Annotated in this window: 29 protein-coding genes and 1 tRNA gene; 12 read left to right on the plus strand and 18 right to left on the minus strand. The window is 70.0% G+C overall.

Annotated elements, in window-relative coordinates:
• The first annotated feature begins 47 nt into the window (after positions 1-47).
• From ITP53_RS21580 to ITP53_RS21590, 3 genes are read left to right on the plus strand one after another with little or no spacing between them, the layout of a single operon-like run.
• Complete coding sequence (locus ITP53_RS21580; protein WP_195897231.1) at positions 48-1,424, plus strand: L-serine ammonia-lyase; 1,377 nt, start codon at positions 48-50, stop codon at positions 1,422-1,424.
• A gap of 48 nt (positions 1,425-1,472) precedes the next feature.
• Positions 1,473-1,733: a type II toxin-antitoxin system Phd/YefM family antitoxin gene (locus ITP53_RS21585; RefSeq protein ID WP_195897232.1), complete on the plus strand. Its 261-nt coding sequence runs from the start codon at positions 1,473-1,475 to the stop codon at positions 1,731-1,733.
• Positions 1,730-1,987, plus strand: coding sequence for a Txe/YoeB family addiction module toxin (locus ITP53_RS21590; RefSeq protein ID WP_195897233.1), 258 nt, complete (start codon positions 1,730-1,732; stop codon positions 1,985-1,987). The genes ITP53_RS21585 and ITP53_RS21590 overlap by 4 nt, the downstream gene beginning before the upstream one ends.
• A gap of 12 nt (positions 1,988-1,999) precedes the next feature.
• On the opposite strand, the gene ITP53_RS21595 is transcribed toward ITP53_RS21590, so the two are convergent.
• A complete protein-coding gene (locus ITP53_RS21595; RefSeq protein ID WP_195897234.1) occupies positions 2,000-2,494 on the minus strand; it encodes a hypothetical protein in 495 nt (164 codons plus the stop codon).
• Positions 2,495-2,519: 25 nt separating this feature from the next.
• Positions 2,520-3,119, minus strand: a complete 600-nt coding sequence (locus tag ITP53_RS21600; protein ID WP_195897235.1) for a DUF6286 domain-containing protein — start codon at positions 3,117-3,119, stop codon at positions 2,520-2,522.
• Between the two features lie 137 nt (positions 3,120-3,256).
• Here ITP53_RS21600 and ITP53_RS21605 point away from each other — a divergent pair, with 137 nt between their 5' ends.
• Positions 3,257-4,450, plus strand: a complete 1,194-nt coding sequence (locus ITP53_RS21605; protein WP_195897236.1) for an amino acid deaminase/aldolase — start codon at positions 3,257-3,259, stop codon at positions 4,448-4,450.
• Positions 4,451-4,516: 66 nt separating this feature from the next.
• Here the strand turns inward: ITP53_RS21605 and ITP53_RS21610 are convergent, their stop codons facing one another.
• The gene (locus ITP53_RS21610) at positions 4,517-4,852 is read right to left on the minus strand and encodes a DUF3618 domain-containing protein (RefSeq protein ID WP_195897237.1); all 336 of its coding nucleotides are present in this window, start codon (positions 4,850-4,852) and stop codon (positions 4,517-4,519) included.
• A gap of 150 nt (positions 4,853-5,002) precedes the next feature.
• On the opposite strand from ITP53_RS21610, the gene bcp reads away from it, so the two are divergent.
• Complete coding sequence (gene bcp, locus ITP53_RS21615; RefSeq protein WP_236051055.1) at positions 5,003-5,476, plus strand: thioredoxin-dependent thiol peroxidase; 474 nt, start codon at positions 5,003-5,005, stop codon at positions 5,474-5,476.
• 109 nt (positions 5,477-5,585) lie between these two features.
• A tRNA-Leu gene (locus tag ITP53_RS21620) sits at positions 5,586-5,668 on the plus strand.
• A gap of 81 nt (positions 5,669-5,749) precedes the next feature.
• On the opposite strand, the gene ITP53_RS21625 is transcribed toward ITP53_RS21620, so the two are convergent.
• Positions 5,750-6,277 (minus strand): hypothetical protein, encoded by a 528-nt coding sequence (locus tag ITP53_RS21625; RefSeq protein ID WP_195897239.1) that lies wholly within the window; start codon positions 6,275-6,277, stop codon positions 5,750-5,752.
• 169 nt (positions 6,278-6,446) lie between these two features.
• Here ITP53_RS21625 and ITP53_RS21630 point away from each other — a divergent pair, with 169 nt between their 5' ends.
• The 4 genes from ITP53_RS21630 to ITP53_RS21645 all read left to right on the plus strand — a co-directional run bounded on the left by ITP53_RS21630 (position 6,447) and on the right by ITP53_RS21645 (position 11,660).
• On the plus strand, positions 6,447-7,616 hold the full coding sequence (locus tag ITP53_RS21630; RefSeq protein ID WP_195897240.1) for a sensor histidine kinase: 1,170 nt from the start codon (positions 6,447-6,449) through the stop codon (positions 7,614-7,616).
• Positions 7,617-7,639: 23 nt separating this feature from the next.
• Complete coding sequence (locus tag ITP53_RS21635) at positions 7,640-8,290, plus strand: response regulator (protein ID WP_195897241.1); 651 nt, start codon at positions 7,640-7,642, stop codon at positions 8,288-8,290.
• Positions 8,291-8,398: 108 nt separating this feature from the next.
• Positions 8,399-9,169 (plus strand): ABC transporter ATP-binding protein, encoded by a 771-nt coding sequence (locus ITP53_RS21640; protein ID WP_328815301.1) that lies wholly within the window; start codon positions 8,399-8,401, stop codon positions 9,167-9,169.
• 1 nt (position 9,170) lies between these two features.
• Positions 9,171-11,660 (plus strand): ABC transporter permease, encoded by a 2,490-nt coding sequence (locus ITP53_RS21645; protein WP_195897243.1) that lies wholly within the window; start codon positions 9,171-9,173, stop codon positions 11,658-11,660.
• Between the two features lie 255 nt (positions 11,661-11,915).
• On the opposite strand, the gene ITP53_RS21650 is transcribed toward ITP53_RS21645, so the two are convergent.
• The 6 genes from ITP53_RS21650 to rph all read right to left on the minus strand — a co-directional run bounded on the left by ITP53_RS21650 (position 11,916) and on the right by rph (position 17,696).
• Positions 11,916-12,185 carry a hypothetical protein gene (locus tag ITP53_RS21650; RefSeq protein WP_195897244.1) on the minus strand — a complete coding sequence of 90 codons (270 nt, stop codon included), beginning with the start codon at positions 12,183-12,185 and terminating at the stop codon, positions 11,916-11,918.
• Positions 12,182-12,730 carry a toxin glutamine deamidase domain-containing protein gene (locus tag ITP53_RS21655; protein ID WP_236051056.1) on the minus strand — a complete coding sequence of 183 codons (549 nt, stop codon included), beginning with the start codon at positions 12,728-12,730 and terminating at the stop codon, positions 12,182-12,184. Before ITP53_RS21655 ends, ITP53_RS21650 begins: the two co-directional genes overlap by 4 nt.
• An 8-nt stretch (positions 12,731-12,738) precedes the next feature.
• Positions 12,739-13,248: a hypothetical protein gene (locus tag ITP53_RS21660; RefSeq protein ID WP_195897246.1), complete on the minus strand. Its 510-nt coding sequence runs from the start codon at positions 13,246-13,248 to the stop codon at positions 12,739-12,741.
• Between the two features lie 1,342 nt (positions 13,249-14,590).
• Positions 14,591-16,351 (minus strand): molybdopterin-dependent oxidoreductase, encoded by a 1,761-nt coding sequence (locus tag ITP53_RS21665; RefSeq protein WP_407941278.1) that lies wholly within the window; start codon positions 16,349-16,351, stop codon positions 14,591-14,593.
• A 35-nt stretch (positions 16,352-16,386) separates the two neighbouring features.
• Positions 16,387-16,980 (minus strand): RdgB/HAM1 family non-canonical purine NTP pyrophosphatase, encoded by a 594-nt coding sequence (gene rdgB / locus ITP53_RS21670; RefSeq protein WP_195897247.1) that lies wholly within the window; start codon positions 16,978-16,980, stop codon positions 16,387-16,389.
• A complete protein-coding gene (gene rph / locus ITP53_RS21675) occupies positions 16,977-17,696 on the minus strand; it encodes a ribonuclease PH (RefSeq protein WP_195897248.1) in 720 nt (239 codons plus the stop codon). Before rph ends, rdgB begins: the two co-directional genes overlap by 4 nt.
• Positions 17,697-17,764: 68 nt before the next feature.
• Between rph and ITP53_RS21680 the strand changes: the two genes are divergently transcribed.
• On the plus strand, positions 17,765-19,003 hold the full coding sequence (locus tag ITP53_RS21680; RefSeq protein ID WP_195897249.1) for an MFS transporter: 1,239 nt from the start codon (positions 17,765-17,767) through the stop codon (positions 19,001-19,003).
• Here the strand turns inward: ITP53_RS21680 and ITP53_RS21685 are convergent.
• From ITP53_RS21685 to ITP53_RS21695, 3 genes are all read right to left on the minus strand, one after another.
• Entirely contained in the window at positions 18,988-19,740 is a 753-nt protein-coding gene (locus ITP53_RS21685) for an MBL fold metallo-hydrolase (protein ID WP_195897250.1), read from the minus strand. The two genes, ITP53_RS21680 and ITP53_RS21685, sit on opposite strands and share 16 nt — an antisense overlap.
• Positions 19,737-20,561: a glutamate racemase gene (murI, locus tag ITP53_RS21690; protein WP_195897251.1), complete on the minus strand. Its 825-nt coding sequence runs from the start codon at positions 20,559-20,561 to the stop codon at positions 19,737-19,739. Before murI ends, ITP53_RS21685 begins: the two co-directional genes overlap by 4 nt.
• A gap of 83 nt (positions 20,562-20,644) precedes the next feature.
• Positions 20,645-21,436: a thioesterase family protein gene (locus tag ITP53_RS21695; protein ID WP_195897252.1), complete on the minus strand. Its 792-nt coding sequence runs from the start codon at positions 21,434-21,436 to the stop codon at positions 20,645-20,647.
• Between the two features lie 283 nt (positions 21,437-21,719).
• Here ITP53_RS21695 and ITP53_RS21700 point away from each other — a divergent pair, with 283 nt between their 5' ends.
• Entirely contained in the window at positions 21,720-23,582 is a 1,863-nt protein-coding gene (locus ITP53_RS21700; RefSeq protein ID WP_195897253.1) for a DUF3352 domain-containing protein, read from the plus strand.
• 49 nt (positions 23,583-23,631) lie between these two features.
• Here the strand turns inward: ITP53_RS21700 and ITP53_RS21705 are convergent, their stop codons facing one another.
• The 5 genes from ITP53_RS21705 to clpS form a co-directional block, all read right to left on the minus strand.
• Positions 23,632-24,579, minus strand: coding sequence for a PLP-dependent cysteine synthase family protein (locus tag ITP53_RS21705; RefSeq protein ID WP_195897254.1), 948 nt, complete (start codon positions 24,577-24,579; stop codon positions 23,632-23,634).
• A gap of 1 nt (position 24,580) precedes the next feature.
• Complete coding sequence (locus ITP53_RS21710) at positions 24,581-24,853, minus strand: MoaD/ThiS family protein (protein WP_195897255.1); 273 nt, start codon at positions 24,851-24,853, stop codon at positions 24,581-24,583.
• A gap of 141 nt (positions 24,854-24,994) precedes the next feature.
• A complete protein-coding gene (locus tag ITP53_RS21715; RefSeq protein WP_195897256.1) occupies positions 24,995-25,396 on the minus strand; it encodes a Mov34/MPN/PAD-1 family protein in 402 nt (133 codons plus the stop codon).
• Positions 25,397-25,405: 9 nt separating this feature from the next.
• Positions 25,406-25,930 carry a DUF2017 domain-containing protein gene (locus tag ITP53_RS21720; RefSeq protein ID WP_195897257.1) on the minus strand — a complete coding sequence of 175 codons (525 nt, stop codon included), beginning with the start codon at positions 25,928-25,930 and terminating at the stop codon, positions 25,406-25,408.
• A gap of 7 nt (positions 25,931-25,937) precedes the next feature.
• Positions 25,938-26,231, minus strand: a complete 294-nt coding sequence (clpS, locus tag ITP53_RS21725; RefSeq protein WP_195897258.1) for an ATP-dependent Clp protease adapter ClpS — start codon at positions 26,229-26,231, stop codon at positions 25,938-25,940.
• Positions 26,232-26,265 lie beyond the last annotated feature (34 nt).

Raw genomic sequence — 26,265 nt, forward strand, 5'->3', positions numbered from 1 at the left:
GCCGGGGCCCGCGACCGGGCCCCGGCCCTTCTTGAAGGGCGCAATCAATGGCGATCAGCGTCTTCGACCTCTTCAAAATAGGCATCGGCCCCTCCAGCTCGCACACGGGCGGCCCGATGGCGGCCGCGCACAAGTTCGCCCGCGGACTGCACCAGGACGGCCTCCTCCCCGAGGTGGCCCGCGTCGAGGCGATCCTGTACGGCTCGCTCGGCCTGACCGGCAAGGGCCACGGCAGCGACAAGGCCGTCCTGCTCGGCCTGTCCGGCGAGAAGCCCGAGCTCGTGGACGTCGACACCGTCGAAGAGCGCCTGGCCGCGATGCGCGCCGCCGGCACGGTCAAGCTGTACGGCACGCACGAGATCCCGTTCACGGTGGGCGAGGACCTCGTCTTCGAACGCAAGATCACCCTCCCCGAGCACCCGAACGGCATGCGCTTCACCGCCCGCTCCGCGTCCGGCGAGACACTCAGGGAGAAGGTGTACTTCTCGGTCGGCGGCGGCTTCGTCGTGGACGAGAAGGCCACGGGCGCCGACCGCATCAAGCCGGACGACACCGTGCTGCCCTACCCCTTCACCACGGGTGAGGAGCTGCTCAAGCACTGCACGAACACGGGCCTGTCGATCTCCGCCCTCATGCTGGAGAACGAGAAGGCGTTCGGCCGCACCGAGGAGGAGATCCGCGCGGGCATACTCCATCTCTGGCGGGTCATGTCCGAATGCGTACGACGTGGCATCTCCAAGGAGGGTGTCCTGCCCGGCGGCCTCAAGGTCAAGCGGCGCGCCAACCAGCTGCACCGCCGCCTGCAGTCGGAGCCGGCGGAGAAGGACCCGCTGCAGGCCATGGACTGGGTGGCGCTGTTCGCGCTGGCGGTCAACGAGGAGAACGCCGCGGGCGGGCGCGTCGTCACCGCCCCCACCAACGGCGCCGCCGGCATCATCCCGGCCGTTCTGACGTACTACACCCGTTTCGTCCCGCACGCCGACGACGACGGCGTGGTGCGTTTCCTGCTCACGGCCGCCGCGATCGGCGTGCTGTTCAAGGAGAACGCCTCGATCTCGGGCGCCGAGGTGGGCTGCCAGGGCGAGGTCGGCTCGGCCTGCTCGATGGCCTCCGCCGCCCTCACGGAGGTCCTCGGGGGCACGCCCGAGCAGGTCGAGAACGCCGCCGAGATCGGCATCGAGCACAACCTGGGCCTCACCTGCGACCCGATCGGCGGCCTGGTCCAGATCCCGTGCATCGAACGCAACGCCGTGGCCTCCAACAAGGCGATCACGGCCGCCAGGATCGCCCTGCGCGGCGACGGCCGCCACTATGTGGCCCTGGACAAGGCCATCAAGACCATGCGCGACACGGGCCGCGACATGCTCGACAAATACAAGGAGACCTCCCGCGGCGGCCTCGCCGTCAACGTGATCGAATGCTGACCCCTTTCATGCGGTACCATAACCTTGTACCACTTGAATGGGGGGATCGTGTCCATCACCGCCAGCGAAGCTCGCCGTCGTCTGTTCCCGCTGATCGAAGAGGTCAACAACGACCGCACGGCCGTGGAAATCGTCTCCAAGAGCGGTAACGCCTACCTCGTGGCCGCGGAAGAATACGAAGCCCTCCAGGAGACGGCCCATCTGCTACGTTCCCCTGCCAACGCACGTCGGTTGATCGAGTCCTACCAGGAGGCGATCGAAGGGCGTTACGAGCGGCACGAACTGCTGGGAGACGAGGCTGCTCAGTGAAAGTAGCTTTCACAGGCCGGGGCCGGGAAGACTACGTCCACTGGCAGGCGGCGGACCGGCAGATCCTCAAGCGCATCAACCGGCTCATCGAGGACGCGCTGCGTGATCCGTACGAGGGCATCGGCAAGCCAGAACCGCTCAAGTACGCCCTGGCAGGCGCATGGTCGCGGCGCATCACTGATGAGCATCGCCTGGTGTATCTCCCGGCGAACGACGAGATCATCATCTTGCAGGCCCGCTACCACTACGAATAGACGGCGGGCGGGTTAGCGGCGGACGTGGAGGCGGACGACGGTGGGGGCGTCGTCGTCGCGGACCTCGCGGCGGATGCGGCCGACGATGTCCTGGTCCAGCTTCCCCACCACCGCGCCCACGTCCGCCGCCGACGGGCAGCTCAGGCGGAGGCGCAGGCCGTCCTCGCCCACCCGCACCCGCGCCTTGCTCAGCCCGTCCACGCCCTTGAGCCCGACGAACAGCATGGCGGTGCCCGTGCCGTCGCGCACACCGCGGCGGCCCCAGCCCAGAGCGAGCAGCAGCCAGCGCAGGCAGGCCAGGGACACGAGCAGCAGGGCCAGCGCCAGCCCCCACAGCGGCCAGGGCTCGGCGGACACGGCCCGCGAGACGTGGGCGGGCAGGACCTTGGCGTTCGGCGGCAGGCCGAAGAACCGGTCCTGACCGCGCAGCCAGGCGTACGCGCCCAGGCCCAGCAGTGTCGTCCCCACGATGGCGAGGCCGACCCGGTTGCCGGTGTACTGGCGCATCACAACCCCCTCATCGGAACGAGCATCACAGGCCCTTCCTGCGCAGGCGGACGACGACCTCACCGGTGCCGAGGGTGCCGACGCCGGCCAGCCGGTCGCCCACCGCGGTGCCGACCTGCCTGAGCATGGAGCCCGAGCTCTCCGCCCCGGTCACGACGGTGACCTCGATGGTGCGCCGGCGCAGCCGTACCCGGGCCTTGTCCACGTCCGGCACCTGCTGGGCGGCCGCGCGCAGGGTGCGGCGCAGGCCGGAGCGGGTGATGCCGATGACGATCAGCGGGTCGGACGTCTCCACCGGCACCAGCCTGGACCTGCCCGGCACGATCGCGAGCAGCGTCATCAGTGCGCCCACACCAGCCGCCACCAGCGCGGCGGTGGCCAGCTCCGGCCACGTGGTCCTGCCGGCGAGTTCGGTGAGCTCGTTCACGGGGACCCAGCCGAGCGGGCGCCCGAGCAGCCCCGACACCACCTCGGCAGCGGTGGCGCCCGGTGCGGCGGCCAGCGCGAGTGCCACGACGACTCCGGGAAGGGTACGGGCCGGTCTGAGCACCCTGCTCGCCCGGCGCAGCCCGGTGTGCCGCGTGGTGACGGCGGCACCGGGCAGTATCTGCTGAAGCGTGGTCATCACACCAACAGACGTACATGGATCCCGCATGGCCTGAACCGCGCCCTCGCCGCCGATTTGCCCGAACATTACGGGGACCCGAACCAATGCGAACGGCCCTCATGTTCATTTGCCCTGTATGCCGTTACGCTGCCGGTATGGAGGACCGTCAGCGCTACGATCGCGCGACGGCGGCCCTGGAGCCGCCGATCGCCGTCCTCGACCTGGCGGCGCTGCGGGCCAACGCGGCGGACCTCGTACGGCGGGCGGCGGGCAAGCCGATCCGGGTCGCGAGCAAGTCGGTACGCAGCCGCCCCCTCCTCGAACGCGTCCTGGCCATGGACGGTTTCCACGGCATCATGGCCTTCACACTGCCCGAGGCGCTGTGGCTGGCCTCGCACGGCTTCACGGACATCCTCGTGGCCTACCCGACCGCCGACCGCCACGCGCTGGCCGCGCTCGCCGGGGACGAGCACGCCGCCCGGCACATCACCGTGACCGTCGACTCCACTGCCCACCTGGACGTCATCGAGTCGGCTGTGGCCGCAGTCCACCCCCGAGCCGAAATCCGGACATGTCTAGACATCGACGCTGGATATGTGGCCTTCGGCGGGAAATTTCGGGCAGGCGTTCTCCGCTCCCCCATCCGCGAGCCGGAGGAAGCCGCCGACCTGGCCGCCGCCATCGCCAAGCGGCCCGGCTTCCGCCTGGCCGGGCTGATGGCGTACGAGGCGCAGATCGCCGGAGTCGGCGACGCCCCGCCCTCGAACGCCCTGCGCGCCCACGCCATCCGGCTCATGCAGGCCCGCTCCGCCAGGGAGCTCGTCCTCCGGCGCGGCCGCATCGTGAACGCCGTCCGCCGGCTCGCCGACCTCGAATTCGTCAACGGCGGCGGCACGGGCTCCATCGAGCGCACCGTACGCGAGAAGGCGGTCACGGAGGTGGCGGCGGGCTCGGGCCTCTTCCACCCGAGGTCGTTCGACTTCTACCGCGGTTTCACGGGGCACCCGGCCGCGTTGTTCGCCCTGCCGGTGGTACGCCGCCCGGCGCCGGGCGCGGTGACCGTGCTCGGCGGCGGCTACCTGGCCTCGGGAGCCGCGGGGCCGGGCCTCCTGCCGCAGCCGTACCTGCCCGCCGGCCTGCGTTACGCCCCCGGCGAGGGCGCGGGCGAGGTGCAGACCCCGCTGCTCGGCCAGGCGACCGAGGACCTGCGGATCGGGGACCGGGTGTGGTTCAGGCACGCCAAGGCGGGAGAGCTGTGCGAACGCTTCGACACCCTCCACCTCGTCGAGGGCGACACCGTGGTGGAGTCGCTGCCGACGTACAGAGGCGAGGGCAGGACCTTCCTCTGAGCGAGCCCGGCTCAGCGGCCCCCTGAGCGAGCCGCGGCTCAGCGGCCCTCCGAGCGAGCCGCCAGTTCAGCGGCGCCTGTTGCGCCGACGCCAGAGCATGATGGCGGCGCCGACGACCAGCACGGCGCCGACCCCGATCAGCACCGGCGCCAGATCGGGCCGCTCCTCTTCCTCCCACACCCGGCCGGCCTCGTCAGCCCGCTCGACGGGCCGCGGCGTCACCCCGAGGGCGTCCCCCACGGACGCCACGAGGTGCCCGGCCCGCGTCCTGACATCGGCCACCGTCCGCTCGGCGACCCGCTTGGGGCTCACCCGGTCGTGGATGGCGTCGACCGTCTGCGCCAACTCCGCGCGGGTCCGCGCGATCCGCCGCTCCAGCTCGTCGGGATCGGTGTCAGCCATGGCTCTCCTCTCCGCCGTACGCGTGGCCGCGCCGCTCCGCGTGCCGTGCGAGCTGCGTCCGTTCTGATGGTGATCAGTCTGTCAGGTCGCCGTGCCGTACGGCACGGCGGCCAGGCCGGTAGGTTGACGGGAAGAACTCAGGAGGGCACTTTGACCGACACCAAGCTCGCGCCCGGCGACGCCGCGCCCGAGTTCACGCTACCCGCCGCCGACGGCGGCACCGTCTCGCTCGACGCCTACCGCGGCAAGCGGGTGATCCTCTATTTCTACCCTGCCGCGATGACTCCCGGCTGCACCAAACAGGCCTGCGACTTCCGTGACAGTCTCAGCCGGTTGACCGCCGAAGGTTTCGTCGTCCTCGGCGTGTCGAAGGACAAGCCGGAAAAGCTGGCCAAGTTCGCCGAACGCGACAGCCTGACCTTTCCCCTGCTGTCCGACCCGGAGCTGACCGTCCACCGGGCGTACAGCGCGTACGGCACGAAAAAGCTGTACGGCAAGGAAGTGGTGGGCGTCATCCGCTCGACGTTCGTCATCGACGGGGACGGGAAGATCGAGCAGGCGCTCTACAACGTGAAGGCCACCGGGCACGTGGCCGCGCTCAAGAAGAAGCTCGGCCTGTCCTGACCCCGCTCGCGGGCCCTCCCGAGGGGCCCGCGCAGGCTCCCTCGTCCCGTCATCACACATGACCCAATCGGAGCGCTAAACTGATCCTGCCCGCTCTGGCGGGGATTGCGCGGGCGTGGCGAAATGGCATACGCGGCAGGTTTAGGTCTTGTTGGTGGAGACACCGTGGGGGTTCGAATCCCCCCGCCCGCACACTATTCACTGAGCCTGTTTTCGCCCGGCGATGCCCGTCCATGACGAAAGCCCGCCGAATTCCGCTGGAAAAACCGCGGGTCAACTGGTGCGGGTCGGCATGGGCATGACGCTGACGGTGGGCAGGGGTGGCATGGGCGGCGTGAAGCACCGCACTCCGTCCTGGCCGGGCGGGCAGCCCGGGTAGGCGCGCTCGGGCCTCATGTTGCCGTGGTAGGGCGCGTAGCCGGGGTGGTCCCAGTACATCCCGCGCGGCTCGTCCCTGTCGGCAAGGCTCGTGACGACCGCCACGGCGGTGCCGCCGAAGAGGGTGCCGACGACGTGGCCGATGAGTCCGGCACCGATGATCTGGGCCGGCTTCTGCCGGATGAAGTCCCTGAACGACGAGTCGCGCCCCCATCCGGGCGCCTGAGCCGGCATGGTGTGGGCGGTGGCGGTGAAACCGGTGCCGTCCGGCGTCTCGCCGTACCTCAGCCGTTCCTGTCGTTCACCCTCGACATGGGCACCCTCGACATGAGAACCCCCGGCATGAGAACCCTCGACATGAGCCGGGTCGCGCGGTGATTCCTCCTCACCGCGCGACCCGGCGTCGCGATCATGATCCGCCATCACGATCTCCCTTTACTCGCCCACTCGCAAGAGGGGCGCTCCCGGTAATAAGAATGCACAACCCCCTGTAAGCCCCGCGTAAGACAAGAGCGACGTAAGACCTGGGTCGTACCCGCACTTCCACCTTCAGACGGACCTACAGCGGAGCCGGCTTACATATCGTGAGGATGTGTTCGGCAGGGTACGAGCGTGGTCCAGAGGCCACGAGAAGCTGGCCGCCGCCCTCCGGGTGGCTCCGCTGGCCACGCTGTGCGTCCTCCTGGCGGTGCCGTACGCGAACGACATCCCACCGGGCGGCGGCGCCTACCCCAGCCTGGCGGGCTATTTGGGCATGTCGGCGGCGCTGCTGCTGCCGCTGCTGTGGCGCGACCGCCCGCTTGGCTCGTTCGCGGCCGTCTCGCTGATCAGCTTCGTGCAGTGGCTCGCGGACATCGACGTGATCCCCGCCAACCTCGCGGTGCCGGTCGCGCTCTGGGCGGTGGCCTACCGGTGCTCGTTCCGCTGGGCGCTGGCGGCGGGCCTGGTGGCTGAGCTCGGCGTGTTCCTGGCGCTGGTCAACTGGAACACGCCCACGTTCAGCGTGTTCTTCAGCGGTTCGATCTTCATGGTGACGGTCTGGCTGACCGGCCTGTACGCCAGCACCCGCCGCCGCTACCTGGAGGGCCTGGAGGAACGCGCCGAGCGGGCCGAACGCGAGCGCGACCAGCAGGCCAGGATGGCCGCCGCGGCCGAGCGCGCCAGAATCGCCAGAGAGCTGCACGACGTCGTCGCCCACAACGTCAGCGTGATGGTCGTGCAGGCCGACGGCGCGGGATACGCCTTGGACAGCGACCCCGAGCAGGCCCGCGTGGCCGTCAAGGCCATCTCCAAGACCGGCCGCGCCGCCCTCGCCGAGATGCGCAGGCTGGTCGGAGTGCTGCGCGAGGACGAGCGCATGACCACCGACTACACGCCGCAGCCCAGCCTGGCCCAGCTCGGCGAGTTGGTCCGCGCCTCGGTCGTGCCCGCGCGGCTACAGGTCGGCGGCGCGCCCCGCGAGCTGCCCGAGGGCCAGCAACTCGCCGTCTACCGCATCGTCCAGGAAGCCCTCACGAACGCGCTCAAGCACGGCGGACCAGGCGCGCGGGCGGTCGTGGAGCTCGACTACAGCGGCCCCGAGCTGGTCGTACGCGTGACCGACGACGGCAGGGGCGCGGCGGCGCCGAGGAGCCCCGACGGGCACGGCCTGATCGGCATGCGCGAACGCGCCGGCATGTACGGTGGCGCCGTGTCGGCGGGCCCCAGACCAGGCGGCGGGTTCGAGGTGCTGGCCAGGCTGCCCATGGCCCAGGCGGCGTGACCGGCCGAGGAGGGAAAGCCCCGATGATCCGCGTGATGCTGGTGGACGACCAGGAGTTGCTGCGTGCCGGGTTCAGAATGGTGCTCGGCGCCCAGCCGGACATCGAGGTGGTGGCGGAGGCCGGCGACGGGGTCGCGGCGCTTGAGCTGCTGAAGACCACCGAGGTGGACGTCGTGCTCATGGACGTGCGCATGCCCAACATGGACGGCGTCGAGGCCACCAGGCATGTCGACGGTCCCAAGGTCCTCATCCTGACCACGTTCGACCTGGACGAGTACGCGTTCTCCGCGGTCAAGGCGGGCGCGGCCGGGTTCCTGCTGAAGGACGTGCCGCCCGACGACCTGGTCGACGCCATCAGGGTCGTCCACGCGGGCGACGCCGTGGTGTCGCCCACCACGCTGCGGCGGATGCTGGACAGGTTCGCCGCCCAGCTGCCTGCCGAGGAGCCGCCGTCCGCCGCTGAGCTGACGCCGCGCGAGCGCGAGGTGCTGCTCATGGTGGCGCGCGGACTGTCCAACATGGAGATCGCGGGCCGCCTGGAGGTCGCCGAGGGCACGGTGAAGACGCACCTCGGCCGGGTGCTGGCCAAGCTGGGCCTGCGGGACCGGGCGCAGGTGGTCGTGTACGCGTACGAGGCCGGGCTGATCGTGCCGTCCCATCGGCCGAAAGTCTGACCCGGGGTCGTCTGGGGTCCTACAAGAAGTCCCTCCTCAGGGCCCACAGATCCCACGATTTCCACTTCTACCGTTGGTCACGTTCATCAATCACGACAAGGAGTGAACGTGACGCTCACCGAGACCCGGCGGCAGGCGCCGCCCGCGGTGGTGGCCACCGATCTGACCAAGGTGTACGGCCACGGCGGCGCCCAGGTCCACGCCCTTCGCGGAGTGAACGTGGCGTTCGCCACGGGCGCGTTCACCGCCATCATGGGTCCTTCAGGATCGGGCAAGTCCACGCTCATGCACTGCCTGGCCGGGCTCGACACCGCCACCTCCGGCACCGTGCACATCGGCGACGTAGAGCTTACCGGTATGACCGAGCTGACCGGGCTGAGCGACCGGCGGCTCACCCTGCTGCGCCGCGAGCGGATCGGGTTCGTCTTCCAGGCGTTCAACCTGCTTCCCACGCTGACCGCCGAGCAGAACATCCGGCTGCCGCTGGAGATCGCCGCCCGCCAGGCGGATCAGCCGCTGTTCGACCGGGTGATCGAGACCGTGGGCTTGAAGGACCGGCTCGCGCACCGGCCGTCCGAGCTGTCCGGCGGGCAGCAGCAGCGCGTGGCCGTGGCCAGGGCGCTGATCAGCAAGCCCCAAGTGATCTTCGCCGACGAGCCGACGGGCAACCTCGACTCGCGCAGCGGCGCCGAGGTCCTGTCCTTCCTGCGCACGTCGGTGCGCGAGCTGGGCCAGACCATCGTCATGGTCACGCACGACCCGGTGGCGGCCTCGTACGCCGACCGGGTGGTGTTCCTGCGCGACGGCGAGCTCGTCACCGAGATCGCCGCGCCGACGCCGCAGTCCGTGCTGGACACGCTCGTGAAGCTGGAGGCGTGAGGTGCTGAGGACGGCGCTGGCCGGGCTGCGGGCGCACCTGCTCAGGCTGCTGCTCACCTCGCTGGCGATCATGCTGGGGGTGGGGTTCATCGCGGGCACGTTCGTGCTGAACGACACCATGGAGGCCGGCTTCTCCCAGCGGGTCACGGCGGACGCGGACAAGGTCGACGTGGCCGTGCAGCCCAAGGACTCGGACGACGTGCTGCCCGAGCGGGTGCTCGAACGGATCCGCGCCCTGGACGGCGTACGCGAGGCTCAGGGCCTCATCCGCGGGTCCGCGCCCGTGCTCGGCAAGAACGGCAAGACGTTCGGGAACCTCCCCACCACGGCCGTCTCCGTCGTCCACGGCCCGCTCGACCGCACGAACATCGTGGCCGGCACAGGACCGGGAGGCGACGACCGGGCGGCCGTGCTCGACGAGAACACCGCCAAGGCCCAGGGTTTCCGGCTCGGCGACACGATCACCGTGCTCGACGACGCACGGGCCGAGCACCGGTTCAGGCTCGTCGGCCTCCTCGATCCCGGCCTGGACCAGGAGCTCTCGTTCACCGGCGCGGTGGGCTTCACCACCGCCACCGCGCGGCGGATGACCGGCGAGAAGGGCTACCACGAGATCGACGTCGCGGGTTCGGCTCCCGGCCTGGAGCAGGCCGTCGCGGCGGCCGTCGGCGGCTCGTACGTCGTCAAGACCGGCGCCGAGCTGACCGAGGACCTCGCCGCGGCGGCCGGGGTGGGGACGTTCACGTTCACGGTGGGCCTGCTGTTGTTCGGCGTGGTGGCGATGATGGTGGCCGCGCTCGTCATCTACAACACCTTCAACATCCTCGTCGCCCAGCGCACCAGGGAGATGGCGCTGCTGCGGTGCATCGGCGCCACGCGCGGGCAGGTGTTCGGCTCGATCGTGCTGGAGTCGGCCGTAGTCGGCACGCTCGCCTCCGCCCTCGGCCTGCTCATCGGGTACGGCCTGGCCGCGCTCACGCTGACGGTCCTCGACGCGTTCGACACCCCGCTGCCCACCGGCGCGACCGTCTCGCTCACCCCGGGCACGATCGTGATCGGCCTGGCCGTCGGCGTGGTCGTCACGGTGTGCGCGGCACTGCTGCCGGCCAGGGCGGCCACCCGCGTGCCGCCGGTCGCGGCGCTGCGCAGCCAGGCGGAGGAGCAGACGTTCCGCGCAAGGCTGCCGCGCGGGCTCTTCGCCGCCGCCTTCCTGGTGGCCGGCCTCGGCACGACCGCGGCCGGCATGTTCGTGCTCGAGCCCGGCGACCAGGTCTCGTTGTTCGTCGTGGTGGCCGGGGGCGCGCTGACGTTCCTGGGCGTGCTGATCCTCGGGCCGGTGCTCGTCAGGCCGCTGAGCGCGCTGGTGGGCTGGATCCCCGGGCGGCTGTTCGGGGTGCCTGGACGGCTCGCGGTGGACAACTCGGGCCGCAATCCGAAGCGCGCCGCGACCACGACCATCGCGCTCACCATCGGCGTGACGCTGATGACGCTGATCTCGGTGGTCACGGCGTCCACCAGGGTGACCATGACGGCCCAGCTCGACGACCAGTTCCCCGTCGACTACGTGCTGACCGACCAGGAACGCGAGTCCGTCATCCCCAGGTCCGTGACCGACAGGCTGCGCGCACAGCCTGAGCTGTCCTCGGTGGTGCGGATCCGCGAGGCCGACGCCGAGGTGTCGGGCCGGCGCGTCCGCGTGGGCGCCTTCAACGGGCCCGTCGAACCGTACGTCGCCTCCGGCTCCATGACGGGCTTCGGCGCGGGCCGGGCGGCGCTGAACGACTCCCTGGCCGAAACGCTGAAGGTAAGGGTCGGCGACCGGCTGCCGATCACCGTTCCCGAGCACGGCACCGTGGAGCTGGAGGTGGTCGCGCTGCTCGACGGCAGCCAGTCCACGCTGCCTTCGCTCACCGTGGCGGAGCAGGACTTCGACGCCTACTTCGGGGCGCTGCCCGACTCCCGCGTGATGGTCGACATCAAGGACGGGGTGCCACCCGAGCAGGCGCGCAAGGTGGTGGACGCCGCCGCCGCGCCGTACCCGACCGTACAGGTGGCGAGCTCGACCGAGGCGCGAGGACAGTTCGACGAGACGCTGGACATGATCCTCATGATCATCACAGGACTGCTCGGGCTGGCGATCCTGATCTCGCTGCTGGGCATCGCGAACACGCTCTCCCTGTCGGTGCACGAGCGGGCCAGGGAGTCGGCGCTGCTCCGGGCGCTCGGGCTGACCAGGACGCAACTGCGCCGGATGCTGTGGATCGAGGCGCTGGTGCTCGGGCTGGTCGGCGCGCTGGTCGGGGTGGTGCTCGGGAGCGTGTACGGGTGGGCCGCGATGCGGGCGATGTTCGCCGGGTCGATCCTCTCGGTGCCCGCCGGGCAGATCGCGCTGTTCGTGGTGCTGTCGGGGCTGGCGGGTGTCCTGGCCGCGCTCCTGCCCGCCCGCCGCGCGGCCCGCGCCTCGATCGTCGCCTCCCTCGCGGCCGGCTGACCAGGGCAAACAACCCACAAGTGGAATAAATCCGACAAATCAGGCAATAAATGCATGTGGGTCGGGCGTCCCATGGGGGCGGTGCCCGGCCCTCCCCCTTCCGGTGGGCGGCCGTCCCATGAGGCGAGCCCCCTTCCGGTGGGCGGCCGTCCCATGTGGCGAGCCCCCTTCCGGTGGGCGGGCGTCCCATGGGACGGCGCCGAGCCCTCCCTCATTCCCGAGGTCGGGGCCCTCCCTCAATCCGGAGGTCGGGTGTCAGCGAGGGGTGCGGCCGGGCCAGAGCTCGGCCACGGTCTCCGGATCGAGCAGCGGCCGGGCGACCACTTCGCCCGTGGCCCGGTCGATCACGACGCACCCGCCGCCGATCGTCTCCGGAAGTGTCGCGGGGTCGTCGGGATCGAGCTCCCGCACCCAGGCGACATATCCGTCATGGAACCCGTGTACGCCGATGGACGCCGCCTCGTCCGGCGTACGTACCCCGTTGAAGTACTCCTCGGCCAGCGCCCGAGCCTGGTCCAGGTTCATCGCGGCCCTCCCCGCCGGTCGACTATCACGCAGAACACCCCGGTCACCGTCGTGTACGGCGGCTCGACGGACATGTGCCCGCGCTGGGCGTCGATCCAGATCACCTCGCCGTCGGCGTTGACGGCGTTCCAGGCGTGCGAGCCGCCGCCCGGCCAGCGCACCACGATGACGGCGCTCGCCCCGTGGCCGGCGTCGAGCAGCCGTCGCGCGATCAGGGGGTAGGCGTGCCGGCCCTGGCCCGCGTACTGGAAGCGGTGGCCTACCCAGTGCTCGATCCTGGCCGTGCTTCCCCGCTCGCCGGTCAGCACCGGGCGGCCGATCCTGTCGTACTCGGGAAATCTCGGCGCGGCCGTCGCAGGCTCCCCATGCCAGGTGGACAACACGGCCAGTGCGCAGTCGGCGGCATTGGAGGCCCTGAACGGGTCGTCAGCGGGCCCGCCCCCGTTGATCAGCCGTACCCAGGTGCCACGCGGATCAGGAAACCGGACACCGACCGGAACCGCCTCAGCCAGGTCCCGCTCCACCTGCGGATCCGGCTGCGCCAACCCCCCAGTCATTCCGTACGGGCGACAGCACGCCAACCTCGGCGGCCGCGTCGGCAAATCAAACCAGTCCCCAACCACACCGGAACCCTCAACGCCCCCACCAGAGGAATCGCCGAACCCACCTGTCTCAGCGTCCAGATCGGCGAACCAGGGCACACCACATCCAACGCCCCAGTCTCCGAACCCATCGGCCCCACCAGGGGATTCAGCGAACCCACCCAGTTGAGAGACCGGATCGTCAACCGCATCACACCCAGCAGCGGCACCACCCAGCGCATCACACCCACCGGCGCGATCCACACCCGCACCGGATCCACGGTCTCGATCGGCAACCTCACCAGGCACAGGAGCCCGATCAGCAACCGCACCGGACCCAACGGCCCGATCAGCAACCGCACCAGAGCCAACGGCCCGATCAGCAGTCGCACCAGACCTAACGGCCCGATCGGGAGCCATACCGAACCTAACGGCCCGATCTGCGGCCGCGCCGGGCCCAGCGGCGCGATCAGCCAGCGCATGGCGTCCAATGGCGGTCTCAGCGGCCGCATTGGGCCCAGCGGGGTCATCAGAGGACGCATCTGGTGCAACGGTCCGCGAAGCATCCGTCACCGAGTCCGCGCGGGCGCCGCCCGGCCCGGAAGCCTCCCACCCGTCGGCAGCGCCGCCACATCCCCAAGAGCCCAGCCCCTCGACCAGACCACCGTCCCCTTCAGCCACTTCCGCCACGCCATGAGCACCGGCCACCTCGGCCAGCCCACCGAACCCTGGATCAGCCCCCACCTGGACAGCGCCACCGCTCTCCCCAGAGTCGCCACTGTCCCCTGTCACCTCGGCGGTGCCACCACACCCCCAAGCACCGAGGACGTCGGCGGCACCCCCGCACTCCCCAACACCGTCGCCCTTCCGAACACCGACTTCATCGCGACCGCCCCATCCCAAATCGCCAACGACGCCTGCCGCCGCCCCACCACGACCCAGAACACGAACCACGTCGATGTCGTCATCACACGCGCAGGCACCGCCGTTCTCCTCAGAGCCGCCGACATCGTGAGTCCCCGTAGGACCTGCAATACCACCCACGCCAGCAGTATCAAGGGACTCCGACGCGGCACCGCTCTTCCCCCATGCGCCGCCGCCTTTTCGCACACCAACCACACTGGCGGCGCCACCGCGACCCTTGACACCGGCGCTCTCAGCAGTGCCACTGCGACTCCGCGCCATGTCAGGCAAGGCGATCGACCAGCAGGCATCCGACCCGACGGCCGGTACACCGTCAAGGCGCGCAACCTCCCGGCCGCTATCAGGGCGGGAATCCTCCCAAGCCCCATCAGAAGGCGGAGCGTGCGATGCACCGTCAGGGCACTCCCGGGCGCCATCAGAACGCGGAGTGTGCAGCCCGCCGTCAGAGGGCAAAGCCCCCAAAGCACCATCAAGGCGCGGTGTGTGCAGCGCACTGTCGAGGCGCGGAACTTCCCGGGCGGCGTCAGGGCGGGGCGTGTGCAGCGCGCCGTCAGGGTGGGGAGCATCCGGGGTGTCGTCTGGGCGCGGAGGGTGTGGTGCGTCGTCGGTGGGCGGGGTGGCGGGCTTTGGAGTGGTGGGGGGTTTGTGGGGGGTGGTTTCGATGTCGGCGGCGCGTTCGTAGTCGAGCCACCGCACCCCCTCCCCCACCACGGGGTTGTACGGACCCTCTGGACGGACCCACCGGACGCTCGGCTTGCGCTCGCGGAACACGGCCTGCCTCCTGTCATGCTCGACGACCGATCGTAGAGGCGCCGCCATGGCCGGGAGGCGAAGTCGGGCAGATTCGCCGCCAGAACTACCCGCCGTACCTGCGCAAACAGTCCAAACCCCGACAGGTCGTCAGGCGACCTGGACCGTGATCGTGTGCCAGCCGGTCGCCCCGTCGGGCGCGGGCGGCGCCATCTCCTCGGTCTGCGTACGCCCGGCGGCGTCCGTCGCCCGTACCTCGATCGTGTGCTGCCCGGCGGTGGCGTCCCAGTCGATCGACCACTGGCGCCAGGTGTCGGCCCCGGGCGTCTCGGCCAGCCGCGCCTCGCGCCACTGCCCGCGATCGACCCGCACCTCCACGGCGTCCACCCCGGTGTGCTGCGCCCACGCGACCCCCGCGATCGTGGTACGGCCGACTTTCAGCGAGTCCCCGGTCGCCGGGATGTCGATGCGCGACTGGGTCTTGATCGGCCCCATGGCCGACCATCCGCGCGGCGTCCAGTACGCCTCGTCCTGATCGAACCGGGTCACCTTGATGTCCACCAGCCACTTGGTGGCCGAGACGTATCCGTACAGTCCGGGCACCACCTGTCGCACGGGAAAGCCGTGACTGACGGGAAGCACCTCGCCGTTCATCGCGACCGCGAACAGCGCGTCGCGCCCGTCCATGACCACGTCGGCCGGGGTGCCGCAGGTGAAGCCGTCGGCGGAGGTGGACAGCAGCATGTCGGCGTCCGAGCGCAACCCCGCCCGACGCAGTACGTCGGCCATGCGGACGCCCAGCCAGCGGGCGTTGCCGACGAGATCGCCGCCGACTTCGTTCGAGACGCAGGTCAGCGTGACGTCCGCCTCGGTTAGGGGCATCTTCAGCAGGTCGGCGTAGGAGAACTCGACGGGGCGGTCGACCAGGCCGTGGATACGCAGCCGCCACTCGTTCGGATCGACCTGGGGCAGGACGAGAGCGGTGTGCACCTCGTAGAAGTCACGGTTCGGCGTGATGAAGGGGGCCAGGCCCTTGAGACCGAGGTTCGCGCCCGCCGGGATGGGCCTCGCCGGGGTGGCCGGCCTGGGCAGCGCCAGCTCCGCCCGCGCGGCGTCCAGCGCCTGCCGGCCGCCGAACTGGCGCCCGAGCACGGTGGCGGCCGTGGCGACCACCGCCCCACCGGCGACCCCGGTCAGCAACCGCCGCCGGTCAAAGGCACGCAGGTCGGCCCCCGACCGCACCACCGCAGGCCGCTCCACCGCGGAAACGCCGTGCCGCTCCGCCCCAGAGGTAGCGGAATCGTCAGAAACGCCGGAAGCGCGAGGCTCGCCGGACACGCTGGAAGCGTCAGAAGCATTGGACGCGCCGGACGTGTCAGAGATGCCGGGGCGCTCGGCGGTGTCGCCGTCCGGGGCCGCCGCGCTCCCGGAGGAGCCGGCGGAAGCGGCCGAAGCGGCCATGGCGGGGCCGCCCGCGCGCCGTACCAGCCAGGAAAGCGTCCAGGCGCCGGCGAACGCGCCGACCAGGGTAGGCAGCGCGTCGAGGGCGCCGTTGGTGTCCGGGCGGGTCAGTACGGCGAGGAGCCCGACCACCGCGAACCCGCCCAGCCCAGCGAAGCCGTAGGCGAGCCGGCGCCGGGCCAGTACGCCGATCAGGGCCGCGACCCCGGCAAGGACCACCAGCACGCCCCCGATGAGAACGGCCTTGTCACTCGCGCCGAACGTCCGGATCGCGAAGTCCTTCACCGGAGCGGGCGTCAGGTCGACCGTCACATCTCCGACGGCCACGACGGGAAAAGTCTCAGGCCCGACGAACCCGGCCACGAGTTGCGCGATCCCGAGGGCCACGCCCCCGGACGCCAGTCCCGCCAACGCTCCGGCCCAAGCGGGCACCATCTCATTCCTCTGCACACCCCGACGGTACGTCGGCCGTCGGCGGGAGGTTCTTACGCGGTGGTTACGAGCTCGCGGACGAGCGGCGCCAGCGCGCGGAAGGCGCGGCCCCGGTGACTGATGGCGTCCTTCTCCTCGGCCGACATCTCCGCTGTGGTCCGCGACTCGCCGTCGGGGACGAGGATCGGGTCGTACCCGAACCCGTTGGTGCCGCGCGGCGTGGTGACGAGGCGTCCGGGCAGCACACCCTCGGCCACTCGGGACTCCCCGGACGGCAGGGCGAGCGCGGCGGCGCAGGCGAAGTGGGCGGTGAGCCGCTCGGCGGGCACGTCGGCGACCTGGGCCAGCAGCAACGACAGGTTGGCCTGATCGTCGCCGTGCCGCCCCGACCAGCGGGCGGAGAAGACGCCGGGCATGCCGCCCAGCACGTCGACGCAGAGCCCCGAGTCGTCGGCGACGGCGGGCAGGCCGGAGCCCTCAGCCACGGCGTGCGCCTTGAGCAGGGCGTTCTCCTCGAACGTGACCCCGGTCTCGGCGACCTCGCCGATCGAGGGGAACTCCTCGAGCCCCACGATGTCGAACCCGGCCAGAATCCGCCGCAGCTCGGCTATCTTGCCCGGGTTGCGAGTGGCCAGCACGATCTTCATGCGCCCAGCGCCTCCTGCTGGATCAGCGTGAGCTCCTCGCAGCCGCCCACGGCCAGGTCGAGGAGCTGATCGAGCACGGCGCGGTCGAACGGGGCGCCCTCGGCGGTGCCCTGCACCTCGACGAAGCTGCCCTCGCCGGTCATCACGACGTTCATGTCGGTTTCGGCGGCGACGTCCTCGGTGTAGCAGAGGTCGAGCATCGGCACCGAGCCGACCACGCCGACGGAGACCGCCGCGACGGAGCCGATCAGGGGGTCGCCGGGGCACATGCGGCGCTCGCGCATCCAGGCGACCGCGTCGGCCAGCGCCACGTAGGCGCCGGTGATCGCGGCGGTCCTGGTGCCGCCGTCGGCCTGCAGGACATCGCAGTCGAGCAGAATGGAGTTTTCCCCCAACGCTTTGTAATCGACGCAGGCACGCAGCGAACGACCGATCAACCGGGAAATCTCGTGCGTCCGGCCGCCGATTTTGCCCCGGACCGATTCCCGATCGTTACGGGTATTGGTCGCCCGCGGCAGCATCGCGTATTCGGCCGTAACCCAGCCCTGTCCACTGCCCCGCCGCCACCGGGGCACGCTGTCCTGCACCGAAGCCGCGCACAACACCCTGGTGCCGCCGAATTCGACGAGGACCGAGCCTTCGGCGTGGGTCAGCCATTGTCTCGTGATGGTAATGGGGCGAAGCTGGTCAGGGTTGCGGCCATCCTGTCGGGACATGCAGATCACCCTATCTCCGTGCCACGACGCTCTTGACCAAATGTGTCCGACACATGGATCCTTACGCAATGACAACGGGGGTGTTGCGTAACCCTGACTTCCTTCGCTTCCTCAGTTCGCACGTCGCAAACGAGCTCGGAGCGAATATCTCGCGAGTGGCCCTGCCACTGGTGGCCGTGCTCGTGTTGCATGCCGGTCCCGCGGAGGTCGGCGCGCTGTCCGCGTTGCAGACCGCCGCGTTCCTGCTGATCGGCCTTCCCGCGGGAGTGTGGGTCGACAGGATGCGCCGGCGGCGCGTGATGATGGCGTCCGATCTGATCAGGTTCCTGTTATTGGGCAGTGTCCCGCTGGCGGCGGAGCTGGGGGTGCTGTCGATCGAGATGTTGTTCGTGGTGGCGCTGCTGGCGGGCGCGGCGCAGGTCTTCAACGACGTGGCCGACCAGTCCTACCTGCCCTCTCTGGTCAGCACCGGGCAGCTCGGCGACGGCAACGCGAAGCTCGAGGTCGTACGCTCTGGAGCGTTCCTGGCAGGGCCGGGGCTGGGGGGCGCGCTGGTGCAGCTCCTGGGAGCGTCGCGCACGCTGTTCGGCACCGCGCTGGGCGCGCTGGCGTCGGTGCTCGTGCTGAGCTCGATCAAGTCTCCCGACAAGCCGCCCGTGACCACCGAGCAGACCTCGCTCATGCGGGGCATACGGGAGGGCCTCGCGTACGTGTGGCACGACCGGCTGATGAGCAGGTTCGTGATGTCGACGGGCGCCTCCAACCTCTGCGTCAGCGCCGTGCTGGCCCTGTCGGTGTTGTTCCTGTCCGAGGAGGTCAGGCTGGCGCCCGGTGTCATCGGCGTGCTGCTGATGTCCGGCGGGATCGGCGGCCTGATCGGCGGGCTGACCGGCGGCTGGTTATCCAGGAGGTACGGCACCGCCAGGATGACCTGGCTGGCCGTCACGGTGGGCGCGCCGTTCGGCCTGCTGCTGCCGATGACGGAGGCCGACTGGCGGGTGGTGTGCTTCGCGATCACCTCGATCATGCTGTCGTGGAGCGCGGCCCTGACGAACGTGGGCCAGGTCACCTACCGGCAGACGGTGACCCCCGAGCACATGCTCGGGCGGGTCAACGCGTCGGTGCGGTTCATGGTGTGGGGGATGATGCCGCTGGGTGCGCTGCTCGGCGGCCTCATCGCCCAGGGGATCGGCGTGCGGCAGGCCTTATGGGTGTTCATGACGGGCCGATTGCTGGGGTTCCTGCCGCTGTTGTTCTCACAGCTGCCACGCATGCGTGACTTCTCCGAGGTTCAGGCCAGGTCGTAGACGGCACCGCAGCGGGCCAGCTCGACGGGCCCGTCGTAGCCGCCTCGCGAGGCGTCTTTGAGGACCGTGGCCTGGTCGTTCCAGGGGACGAGGTGGGTGAGCACGAGCCGTCCGACGTCGGCCTTGGCGGCGTGCTCGGCGGCCTGCCTGCCGGTGAGGTGCAGGTCAGTGGGCAAGCCGGGCCGCTCGACGAACGACGCCTCGCACAGCATCAGGTCGGCGCCCGCGGCGAGCCTGACCAGCTCGCTGGACTCGCCGGTGTCACCGGAGTAGGCCACGCACGTGGCGCCGTTGGTCACGCGGAAGCCGTACGCCTCGACGGGGTGGTTGACCAGCCCGGCGGTGACGCTGAACGGCCCGATCTCGAACGAGCCCTGCGACAGCGGCGCGAACGCGAACGCGGTCTCCAAACCTGGCTCCTCCGGCATGCCGTACGCCGCAGTCAGCCGCCGGGGCGCGTCGGCCGGCGCGTAGACGGGCACGACCGGGTACGGCGCGCCCGGCCCGTACGTGCGCGCCACGTGGTACGCGCAGAGGTCGAGACAGTGGTCGGCGTGCAGGTGCGTCAGGCAGATGGCGTCGACGTCGTACAGGCCGATGTGGCGTTGGAGCGCGCCGAGTGAGCCGCTCCCAAGGTCCAGCAGCATCCTGAACCCGTCGGCCTCGAGCAGGTAGCAGGATGCTGGACTGTCGGGGCCGGGGTAGCTCCCCGAACATCCGACGATGGTCACCTTCATGTGGGCCTCCCGTTAAAGGTCGTACCCCCCACTGGTGCGACTTCGACCGCATCGATCTCCGGGCCCAGGAAGCGTCGCCCGAGCCGGGCGAAGAGCAGGGAGTCGCCGGTGGCACGGAAGCGGTGCCGGGGGGTGGCCTCGCCTCCCGCCGCCAGGCCGCGGTCGTGCAGGATCCGGTAGACGTCCTTGGCCGTCTCCTCGGCGCTGGAGACCAGCGTCACCCCGTCACCGGCGACGTAGGAGATCGCGCCGGTGAGCAGCGGGTAATGGGTGCAGCCGAGGATGAGAGTGTCGCACCCGGCGGCCCTGATGGGCGCCAGGTAGTCGCGCACGACCTCGATCAGCTCGTCGCTCATCGTCTCTCCTCGTTCGACGTACTCCACCAGGCGTGGGGCGGCCACGCCGGTGAGCTGCACGTCGGGAGCCGCGGTGAAGGCGTCGTGATAGGCCATCGAGTCAATGGTGGCCCTGGTGGCGATCACGCCGACCCTGCCGGTGCTGGTGGCCCGCACCGCGCGCCTGGTGGCGGGCTGGATCACCTCGACGACGGGGACGTCATAGCGCTCGCGCGCGTCGCGCAGCACGGCGGCGCTGGCGCTGTTGCACGCGATCACGAGCAGCTTGACGTCCTGCTCGACGAGGTGGTCCATCACCTCCAGGGCGTAGGCGCGGACCTCCGCGATGCGTTTCGGCCCGTACGGCTGACGGGCCGTGTCGGCCACGTACGTGATCGATTCGTGAGGCAGCTGATCGATGATCGCTCTGGCGACCGTCAGGCCGCCGACCCCGCTGTCGAAGATCCCAATACTCGCGTCCGGCACGCTCTTGAGGGTAGGCGACCTGCACGATCAACACTGTGTAACAATGCTCACAGTCGCTCAGGACCTGCTCACCTCCACACCGGTCAGCCCCTCCCGACGCGGGCGAGCTGGCGTGACTGGGCGACCAGGCGTCCGGTGGAGTCGCGCACCTCGACCTCCTCGTCGAACCAGCCGTCGGAGACGAGCCGGCCGCTGCCGAGCAGCGTGAGCAGGCCGGGCGCGGGCAGCGCGCGCAGGTGCCAGGTGAGGTCCACGGTCGGCGCCCAGCCGCGTCCGCCCGCGGAGAACACCACGGGCGGCAGCGCGTCCACGGCCAGGGCCAGCACGTACGGGTCCGGGTCCTGGGGCTCGGCCATACTGAAGTACGCCCGCGACTCCGGCCTGCCGGTGGGCCGGCCTTGCAGCCAGCCGATCGTGGGCGGGTCGAACAGCAGCTCCATCTGGGCGTTCAGCGTCATGCCCGACTCGGGCTTGGGGTCGGGGAGCTTGGCACAGTCCGTAGGATCCGGCATGTCGTACGCCGATTTTTCGGCATAAAGCGGCTCGACGTCGTTCAGTGTGGCCGTCGTGACCAGGCTCTCGATCTGCGCCACCCCATCCTGTACGAGCGTGGCCCGCGCGAACGCGGCCGTCCTGCCCGCCTTGAGCGGCTCGACCCTGACCTGCGCAGGACCGGCGACGGGTGTCTTGAGGAACTGCGCAGTCGTGCTCACCGGATGCTCGAACGGCGAGGCGTCCACCACCGCCCGCAGCAGAACGGCCATGAGGTAGCCGCCGTTGAGGGGGCCGCCGATCGAGTATCCGGGATCGAGGCACACGTCGTAGGTGTTGTCGTCGACTCTGATCGCCTGCGTGGCCTCGTCGAACTTGGTCATCCGCCCCTGCCTCAAAGTCTGGAACTATATTCTAGTAGGTCCACTTTAGGGCATTCGCCCGGCAGTGCGCCCACCTGCGGAAACGCGATCCGGCCGCGACCGGCCAGAAGGCGGTTCGGCCATGACCGGTGTCGCGTCGCGGACCACGGCGGCGGTGAGGTGCACGTCCACGCTCACAAAGAGCTCAAACGAGTCCCATTGCATCTTCAGCACATTGCAAGCGCACGTCTACCAACATCAGCTAGCTTCTCTGTGGTCAAAAGTCCACATTGTGAGTTGAGTGATGTCTGCGAATAATCCCCCACATGGCCAGGATCCTGACCGGACCACGGCATACAACTGGAACCAGGGGCAGCAGCCGGAGAACCCACCGACTACGCCGTCCGCCGGACAGCCGTACCCGCCGCAGCAGCCGTACCAGCAGCAGCCTTACGGCCAGCCCGCCCAGGGCCAGCAGGGTTCCTACGGTCAGCAGGGATCCCATGGCCGGCAGCAGCCCCACAACCCGCAGCAGGGATACGGGCAGCAGCCCCAGTACGGCCAGCAGGGCTGGCAGCAGCAGCAACCACAGCAGGGCGGCTGGCAGCAGGAGCAGCCGCAGCAGGGCTACCAACAGCAGGGTCATCAGCAACAGGGCTGGCAGCAGCAGGACCAGTACGCCCAGGGCGGCTGGCAGCAGCAGGGCCCGGAAGGCTTCGGCCAGCCGGAGCCGGCCAAGAAGGGCCGCAAGGGCTGGGTGATCGCGGCCGCGGCGGCGGTCGCGGTGGTCGTGCTCGGCAGCGGCGCGGTGTGGGCCGTGGGCGCCATCGGCGGCGGCGGCACGCAGCCGGACGAGGTCCTGCCCGCCGACTCGATCGCCTACGCGCGCCTCGACCTGGACCCGGCCGCGAACCAGAAGGTGGCGCTGTTCGAGCTGGCCAGGAAGTTCACGGTCACCAAGGACTCCTTCTCCGGCGACGACCCGCGCCAGGCGCTGTTCGACACCATCAACAAGGAGTCCAGCGTCAAGCTCGACTTCGCGAAGGACGTCGACCCGTGGCTGGGCAGCAGGATCGGCTTCGCCGCCGTGCCGTCGGGCAAGGAGGAGCCCGACTTCGCGGTGGCCGTCCAGGTCAAGGACGAGGAGCAGGCCAAGGCGGGCATCGCCAAGATCATGGGCAAGGACAAGTACGGCATCGCCTTCCGCGACGACTACGCGCTGCTGTCCTCCACCCAGGAGCTCGCCACCAAGTACGCCGAGGCCGAGGGCAGCCTGGCCGAGAACGCCGAGTTCAGCGGTGACATGGGCGCGGTCGGCGAGCAGGGCGTGCTGTCGTTCTGGGCGGACATGGGCGGCATGATGACCATGGCGAAGACGGAGATTCCGGCCGCGGAGGCAGCGGACATGGCAGCCGTCAAGGACGCCAGGTTCGCCGGCGCCCTGCGCTTCGACAGCGCGTACGTCGAGCTGGCCGGGCTGGTGCGCGGCGCCAAGGGGCTGGCCCCTGGCGGCGACCCTGCCCAGGCCAACCTGGCCACCCTGCCGGGCAGCACGGCGGGCGCCCTGTCGATCTCCGGCCTGGACCAGCTCGTCGTCAAGTCGTGGGCCGAGATCGAGAAGCAGGCCACGGCCACCGGCGGCGCGCAGATCGCGCAACTGATCCAGCAGGCCAAGACCACGTACGGTCTCGACCTGCCCGGCGACCTGTCCACCATCCTGGGCAAGAACCTCACGGTCGCGCTGGACAGCCAGGGCCTGGACACCAACCAGATCAAGGGCGGCGTGCGGATCGCCACCGACCCGGCCAAGGCTCAGGCGATCATCGACAAGGTCCAGCAGGCGATGTCCGCGGGCGGCCAACCCGCTCCCCAGATCGCCAAGGTCGCGGGCGACGGCGTCTTCACGGTCGCGACCAGCGACGAGTACGCGAAGGCACTGGCGGCCGAGGGCACGCTGGGCGAGTCTCCGGCGTTCCAGACGGCGATCCCGGACGCGGACGCGGCGACGTTCGGATTGTTCGTGAACCTGGACCAGGTGGAGAACCTCTACCTCAACTCCATGCAGGGCGAGGAGAAGGCCAACGCGCAGGCGCTGCAGGCCATCGGAATGAGCGGCAAGCTGACCGACACCGAGGCGACGTTCTCGCTGCGGGTGCTGGTCAACTAGCTAGGGGAGAGCGGGTGACGGCGGCCGGTCCGGTGACCGGCCGCCTCTCTCATGCCCAGAGCTGGCCTTCGAGGCGCTCCTCCGCCTCTTCCAGAGTGCCGTCGTAGGCGCCCGTGGACAGGTATTTCCAGCCGCCGTCGGCCACCACGAACACCACCTCGGCCGGCTCGCCCGCCTTGACCGCCTTCTGGGCCACGCCCAGCGCCGCGTGCAGCGCGGCCCCGGTCGAGACCCCGGCGAAGATGCCCTCGGCGGCGAGCAGCTCGCGGGTGCGCCGCAGCGCGTCGGCGGAACCGACCGAGAAGCGGGTGGTCAGCACGGACTCGTCGTAGAGCTCGGGGACGAACCCCTCGTCGACGTTGCGCAGCCCGTAGACCAGCTCGCCGTAGCGCGGCTCGGCGGCGACGATCCGTACGCCGGGCACCCGCTCGCGCAGGAACCTGCCCACCCCCATCAGCGTCCCCGTCGTGCCGAGTCCGGCCACGAAATGGGTGATGGTGGGCAGGTCCTCGAGGATCTCTGGGCCGGTGGTCTCGTAGTGTGAGCGCCAGTTGGCCGGGTTACCGTACTGGTAGAGCATCACCCACGAGGGGTTCTGGGCCGCCAGCTCCTTGGCGACGCGTACGGCCTCGTTGGAGCCGCCCGCGGCCGGCGAGGAGATGATCTGCGCGCCCCACATGCGCAGGAGCTGGCGCCGCTCCTCCGAGGTGTTCTCCGGCATCACGCAGATCAGCTTGTAGCCCTTGAGCCTGGCCGACATGGCGAGCGAGATGCCGGTGTTGCCGCTGGTGGGCTCCAGGATCGTGCAGCCGGGCGTGAGCAGGCCGTCCTTCTCGGCCTGCTCGATCATCCAGAGCGCGGGCCTGTCCTTGATCGACCCCGTGGGGTTGCGATCCTCGAGCTTCGCCCAGATCCGCACCTCGGCGGAGGGCGACAGCCTTGGCAGGCCCACGAGGGGCGTGCGGCCGACCGAGTCGATCAGTGATTCGAAACGCATGTCACCCACCGGCGACGGCAGGGAGGACGGTCACCGTGTCGCCGTCGGACACCGGCGTGCCGAGCCCGCCGAGGAAGCGGACGTCCTCGTCGTTGAGATAGACGTTGACGAAGCGGCGCAGGCCGCTCTCGTCGACCAGGCGGTCCTTGATCCCGGGGTGGCTGGACTCGAGATCGCTGATCAGCTCGTCCAGGGTGGCGCCCTCGGCGCTCACGGCTTTCGCGCCGTCGGTGTAGTTACGCAGGATGGTCGGAATGCGAACCTCGATGGCCATCGCGGTCAGTGCTCCTCAGATCAGGTCGTCGTCCCATCGGCAGCAACGCCGACGGCTGGATGGGGATTCCAGCTCAGGGACAGTCGTAGACGACGACCGCCGGAGTGTGGGCGAAGAGAAAGCTCTGCACCGGCCGGACCATCATGGGAGAAACCTTACCTCTTCCTCCGTGATCTCTCCCTCGAGGATCCGGTACGAGCGGAACTCCACCTTGTCCTCGTCCCTCGTCGAGACCAGGACGTAGTGGGCCTCAGGCTCCGAGGCGTAGGAGACGTCGGTGCGCGACGGGTAGGCCTCGGTGGCGGTGTGCGAGTGGTAGATCACGACCGGCTCCTCGTCGCGGCCGTACATCTCGTTCCAGACGCGCAGCTGCTCCATCGAGTCGAAGCGGTAGAAGGTGGGCGAGCGTTCGGCGTTCTCCATCTGGATGAACCGCTCGGGAACGCCGTTCCTGCCCGCGATCACGCCGCACGCCTCATCGGGATGGTCGGCCCGCGCGTGGGCGACGATCTTGTCCACCAGTTCCTGCGAGATCGACAGCATGCCCGGAAATTACCAGAGCGCCCGGACCAGGCTGTCCTGGAGGTAGGTCAGCCAGTCGTAGGTGACGTAGGCCGGGTATCTGGGGTCGTCCTCGGGCATCATGGCGATCTCGTCGTGGATCTCCTCGGTCACGTCGAGCTTGGTGCCGAGCGTCAGCCGCACGTCGTTGAGCGCGCGCAGCCACGCCTGGGCCTGCTCCGGCGTCAGCTCGGCGCGGCCCGACCTGGCGGTGTCGAGCACGGTCTGGGCGTCGGCCCGCTTGCCGTCGCGCAACGTGGCCTCGGTGTAGCGGCGGAACTCGGCCGCCTCCTCCTCGTCGTCGTACGCCGAGGGGAACAGCCGCGCGAGCACCGGGTCGGACGGCACCTGGCTCTCGCCGATGCCGAGCGCCCGCTCCAGCGGGTCGTCGCTGGTCTGCCCCGGCGACACGAGCCCGAGCAGCATCGAGACGAGCGAGCGCAGCAGCGAGACCTCGGCCGCCTCGAACTTCGCGACGACCGCGCCGCCCTTGCCCGGCGAGAACCCAGAAGTCACCCGCGCCTCACTTGACCGAGTCCGGCTGGACCGTCGCCCACAGGCCGTAGGAGTGGAGAATCTGCACATCGCGTTCCATCTCTTCGCGCGTGCCGCTGGAGACGACAGCCTTGCCTTTGTGGTGGACGTCCAGCATGAGCTTCTCGGCCTTCTCCTTGGTATAGCCGAAGACCGTTTGGAAAACATAGGTCACGTAGGACATGAGGTTGACCGGGTCGTTCCAGACGATGGTCACCCATGGCAGATCGGGCCGGACGTCCGATGACGGACGCTCGACGGTGATTGGAGCACTGCTACCCACATCCCCGAGTCTGCCCTATCTGGGCCGTAGTCTT

The sequence above is a fragment of the Nonomuraea cypriaca genome, from assembly GCF_015645445.1.
Classification (GTDB): Bacteria; Actinomycetota; Actinomycetes; order Streptosporangiales; family Streptosporangiaceae; genus Nonomuraea; species Nonomuraea cypriaca.

Excerpts from the sequence above, each read along its gene's own strand:
- ITP53_RS21580 (WP_195897231.1), top strand. The coding sequence starts at position 48 with ATGGCGATCAGCGTCTTCGACCTCTTCAAAATAGGCATCGGCCCCTCC.
- ITP53_RS21595 (WP_195897234.1), bottom strand. The coding sequence starts at position 2,494 with ATGCGCCAGTACACCGGCAACCGGGTCGGCCTCGCCATCGTGGGGACG.
- ITP53_RS21600 (WP_195897235.1), bottom strand. The coding sequence starts at position 3,119 with ATGACCACGCTTCAGCAGATACTGCCCGGTGCCGCCGTCACCACGCGG.
- ITP53_RS21605 (WP_195897236.1), top strand. The coding sequence starts at position 3,257 with ATGGAGGACCGTCAGCGCTACGATCGCGCGACGGCGGCCCTGGAGCCG.
- ITP53_RS21610 (WP_195897237.1), bottom strand. The coding sequence starts at position 4,852 with ATGGCTGACACCGATCCCGACGAGCTGGAGCGGCGGATCGCGCGGACC.
- ITP53_RS21625 (WP_195897239.1), bottom strand. The coding sequence starts at position 6,277 with ATGGCGGATCATGATCGCGACGCCGGGTCGCGCGGTGAGGAGGAATCA.
- ITP53_RS21635 (WP_195897241.1), top strand. The coding sequence starts at position 7,640 with ATGATCCGCGTGATGCTGGTGGACGACCAGGAGTTGCTGCGTGCCGGG.
- ITP53_RS21650 (WP_195897244.1), bottom strand. The coding sequence starts at position 12,185 with ATGAACCTGGACCAGGCTCGGGCGCTGGCCGAGGAGTACTTCAACGGG.
- ITP53_RS21660 (WP_195897246.1), bottom strand. The coding sequence starts at position 13,248 with ATGCGCTGGCTGATCGCGCCGCTGGGCCCGGCGCGGCCGCAGATCGGG.
- rdgB (WP_195897247.1), bottom strand. The coding sequence starts at position 16,980 with ATGAAGATCGTGCTGGCCACTCGCAACCCGGGCAAGATAGCCGAGCTG.
- rph (WP_195897248.1), bottom strand. The coding sequence starts at position 17,696 with ATGTCCCGACAGGATGGCCGCAACCCTGACCAGCTTCGCCCCATTACC.
- ITP53_RS21680 (WP_195897249.1), top strand. The coding sequence starts at position 17,765 with ATGACAACGGGGGTGTTGCGTAACCCTGACTTCCTTCGCTTCCTCAGT.
- ITP53_RS21685 (WP_195897250.1), bottom strand. The coding sequence starts at position 19,740 with ATGAAGGTGACCATCGTCGGATGTTCGGGGAGCTACCCCGGCCCCGAC.
- ITP53_RS21695 (WP_195897252.1), bottom strand. The coding sequence starts at position 21,436 with ATGACCAAGTTCGACGAGGCCACGCAGGCGATCAGAGTCGACGACAAC.
- ITP53_RS21700 (WP_195897253.1), top strand. The coding sequence starts at position 21,720 with ATGTCTGCGAATAATCCCCCACATGGCCAGGATCCTGACCGGACCACG.
- ITP53_RS21705 (WP_195897254.1), bottom strand. The coding sequence starts at position 24,579 with ATGCGTTTCGAATCACTGATCGACTCGGTCGGCCGCACGCCCCTCGTG.
- ITP53_RS21710 (WP_195897255.1), bottom strand. The coding sequence starts at position 24,853 with ATGGCCATCGAGGTTCGCATTCCGACCATCCTGCGTAACTACACCGAC.
- ITP53_RS21715 (WP_195897256.1), bottom strand. The coding sequence starts at position 25,396 with ATGCTGTCGATCTCGCAGGAACTGGTGGACAAGATCGTCGCCCACGCG.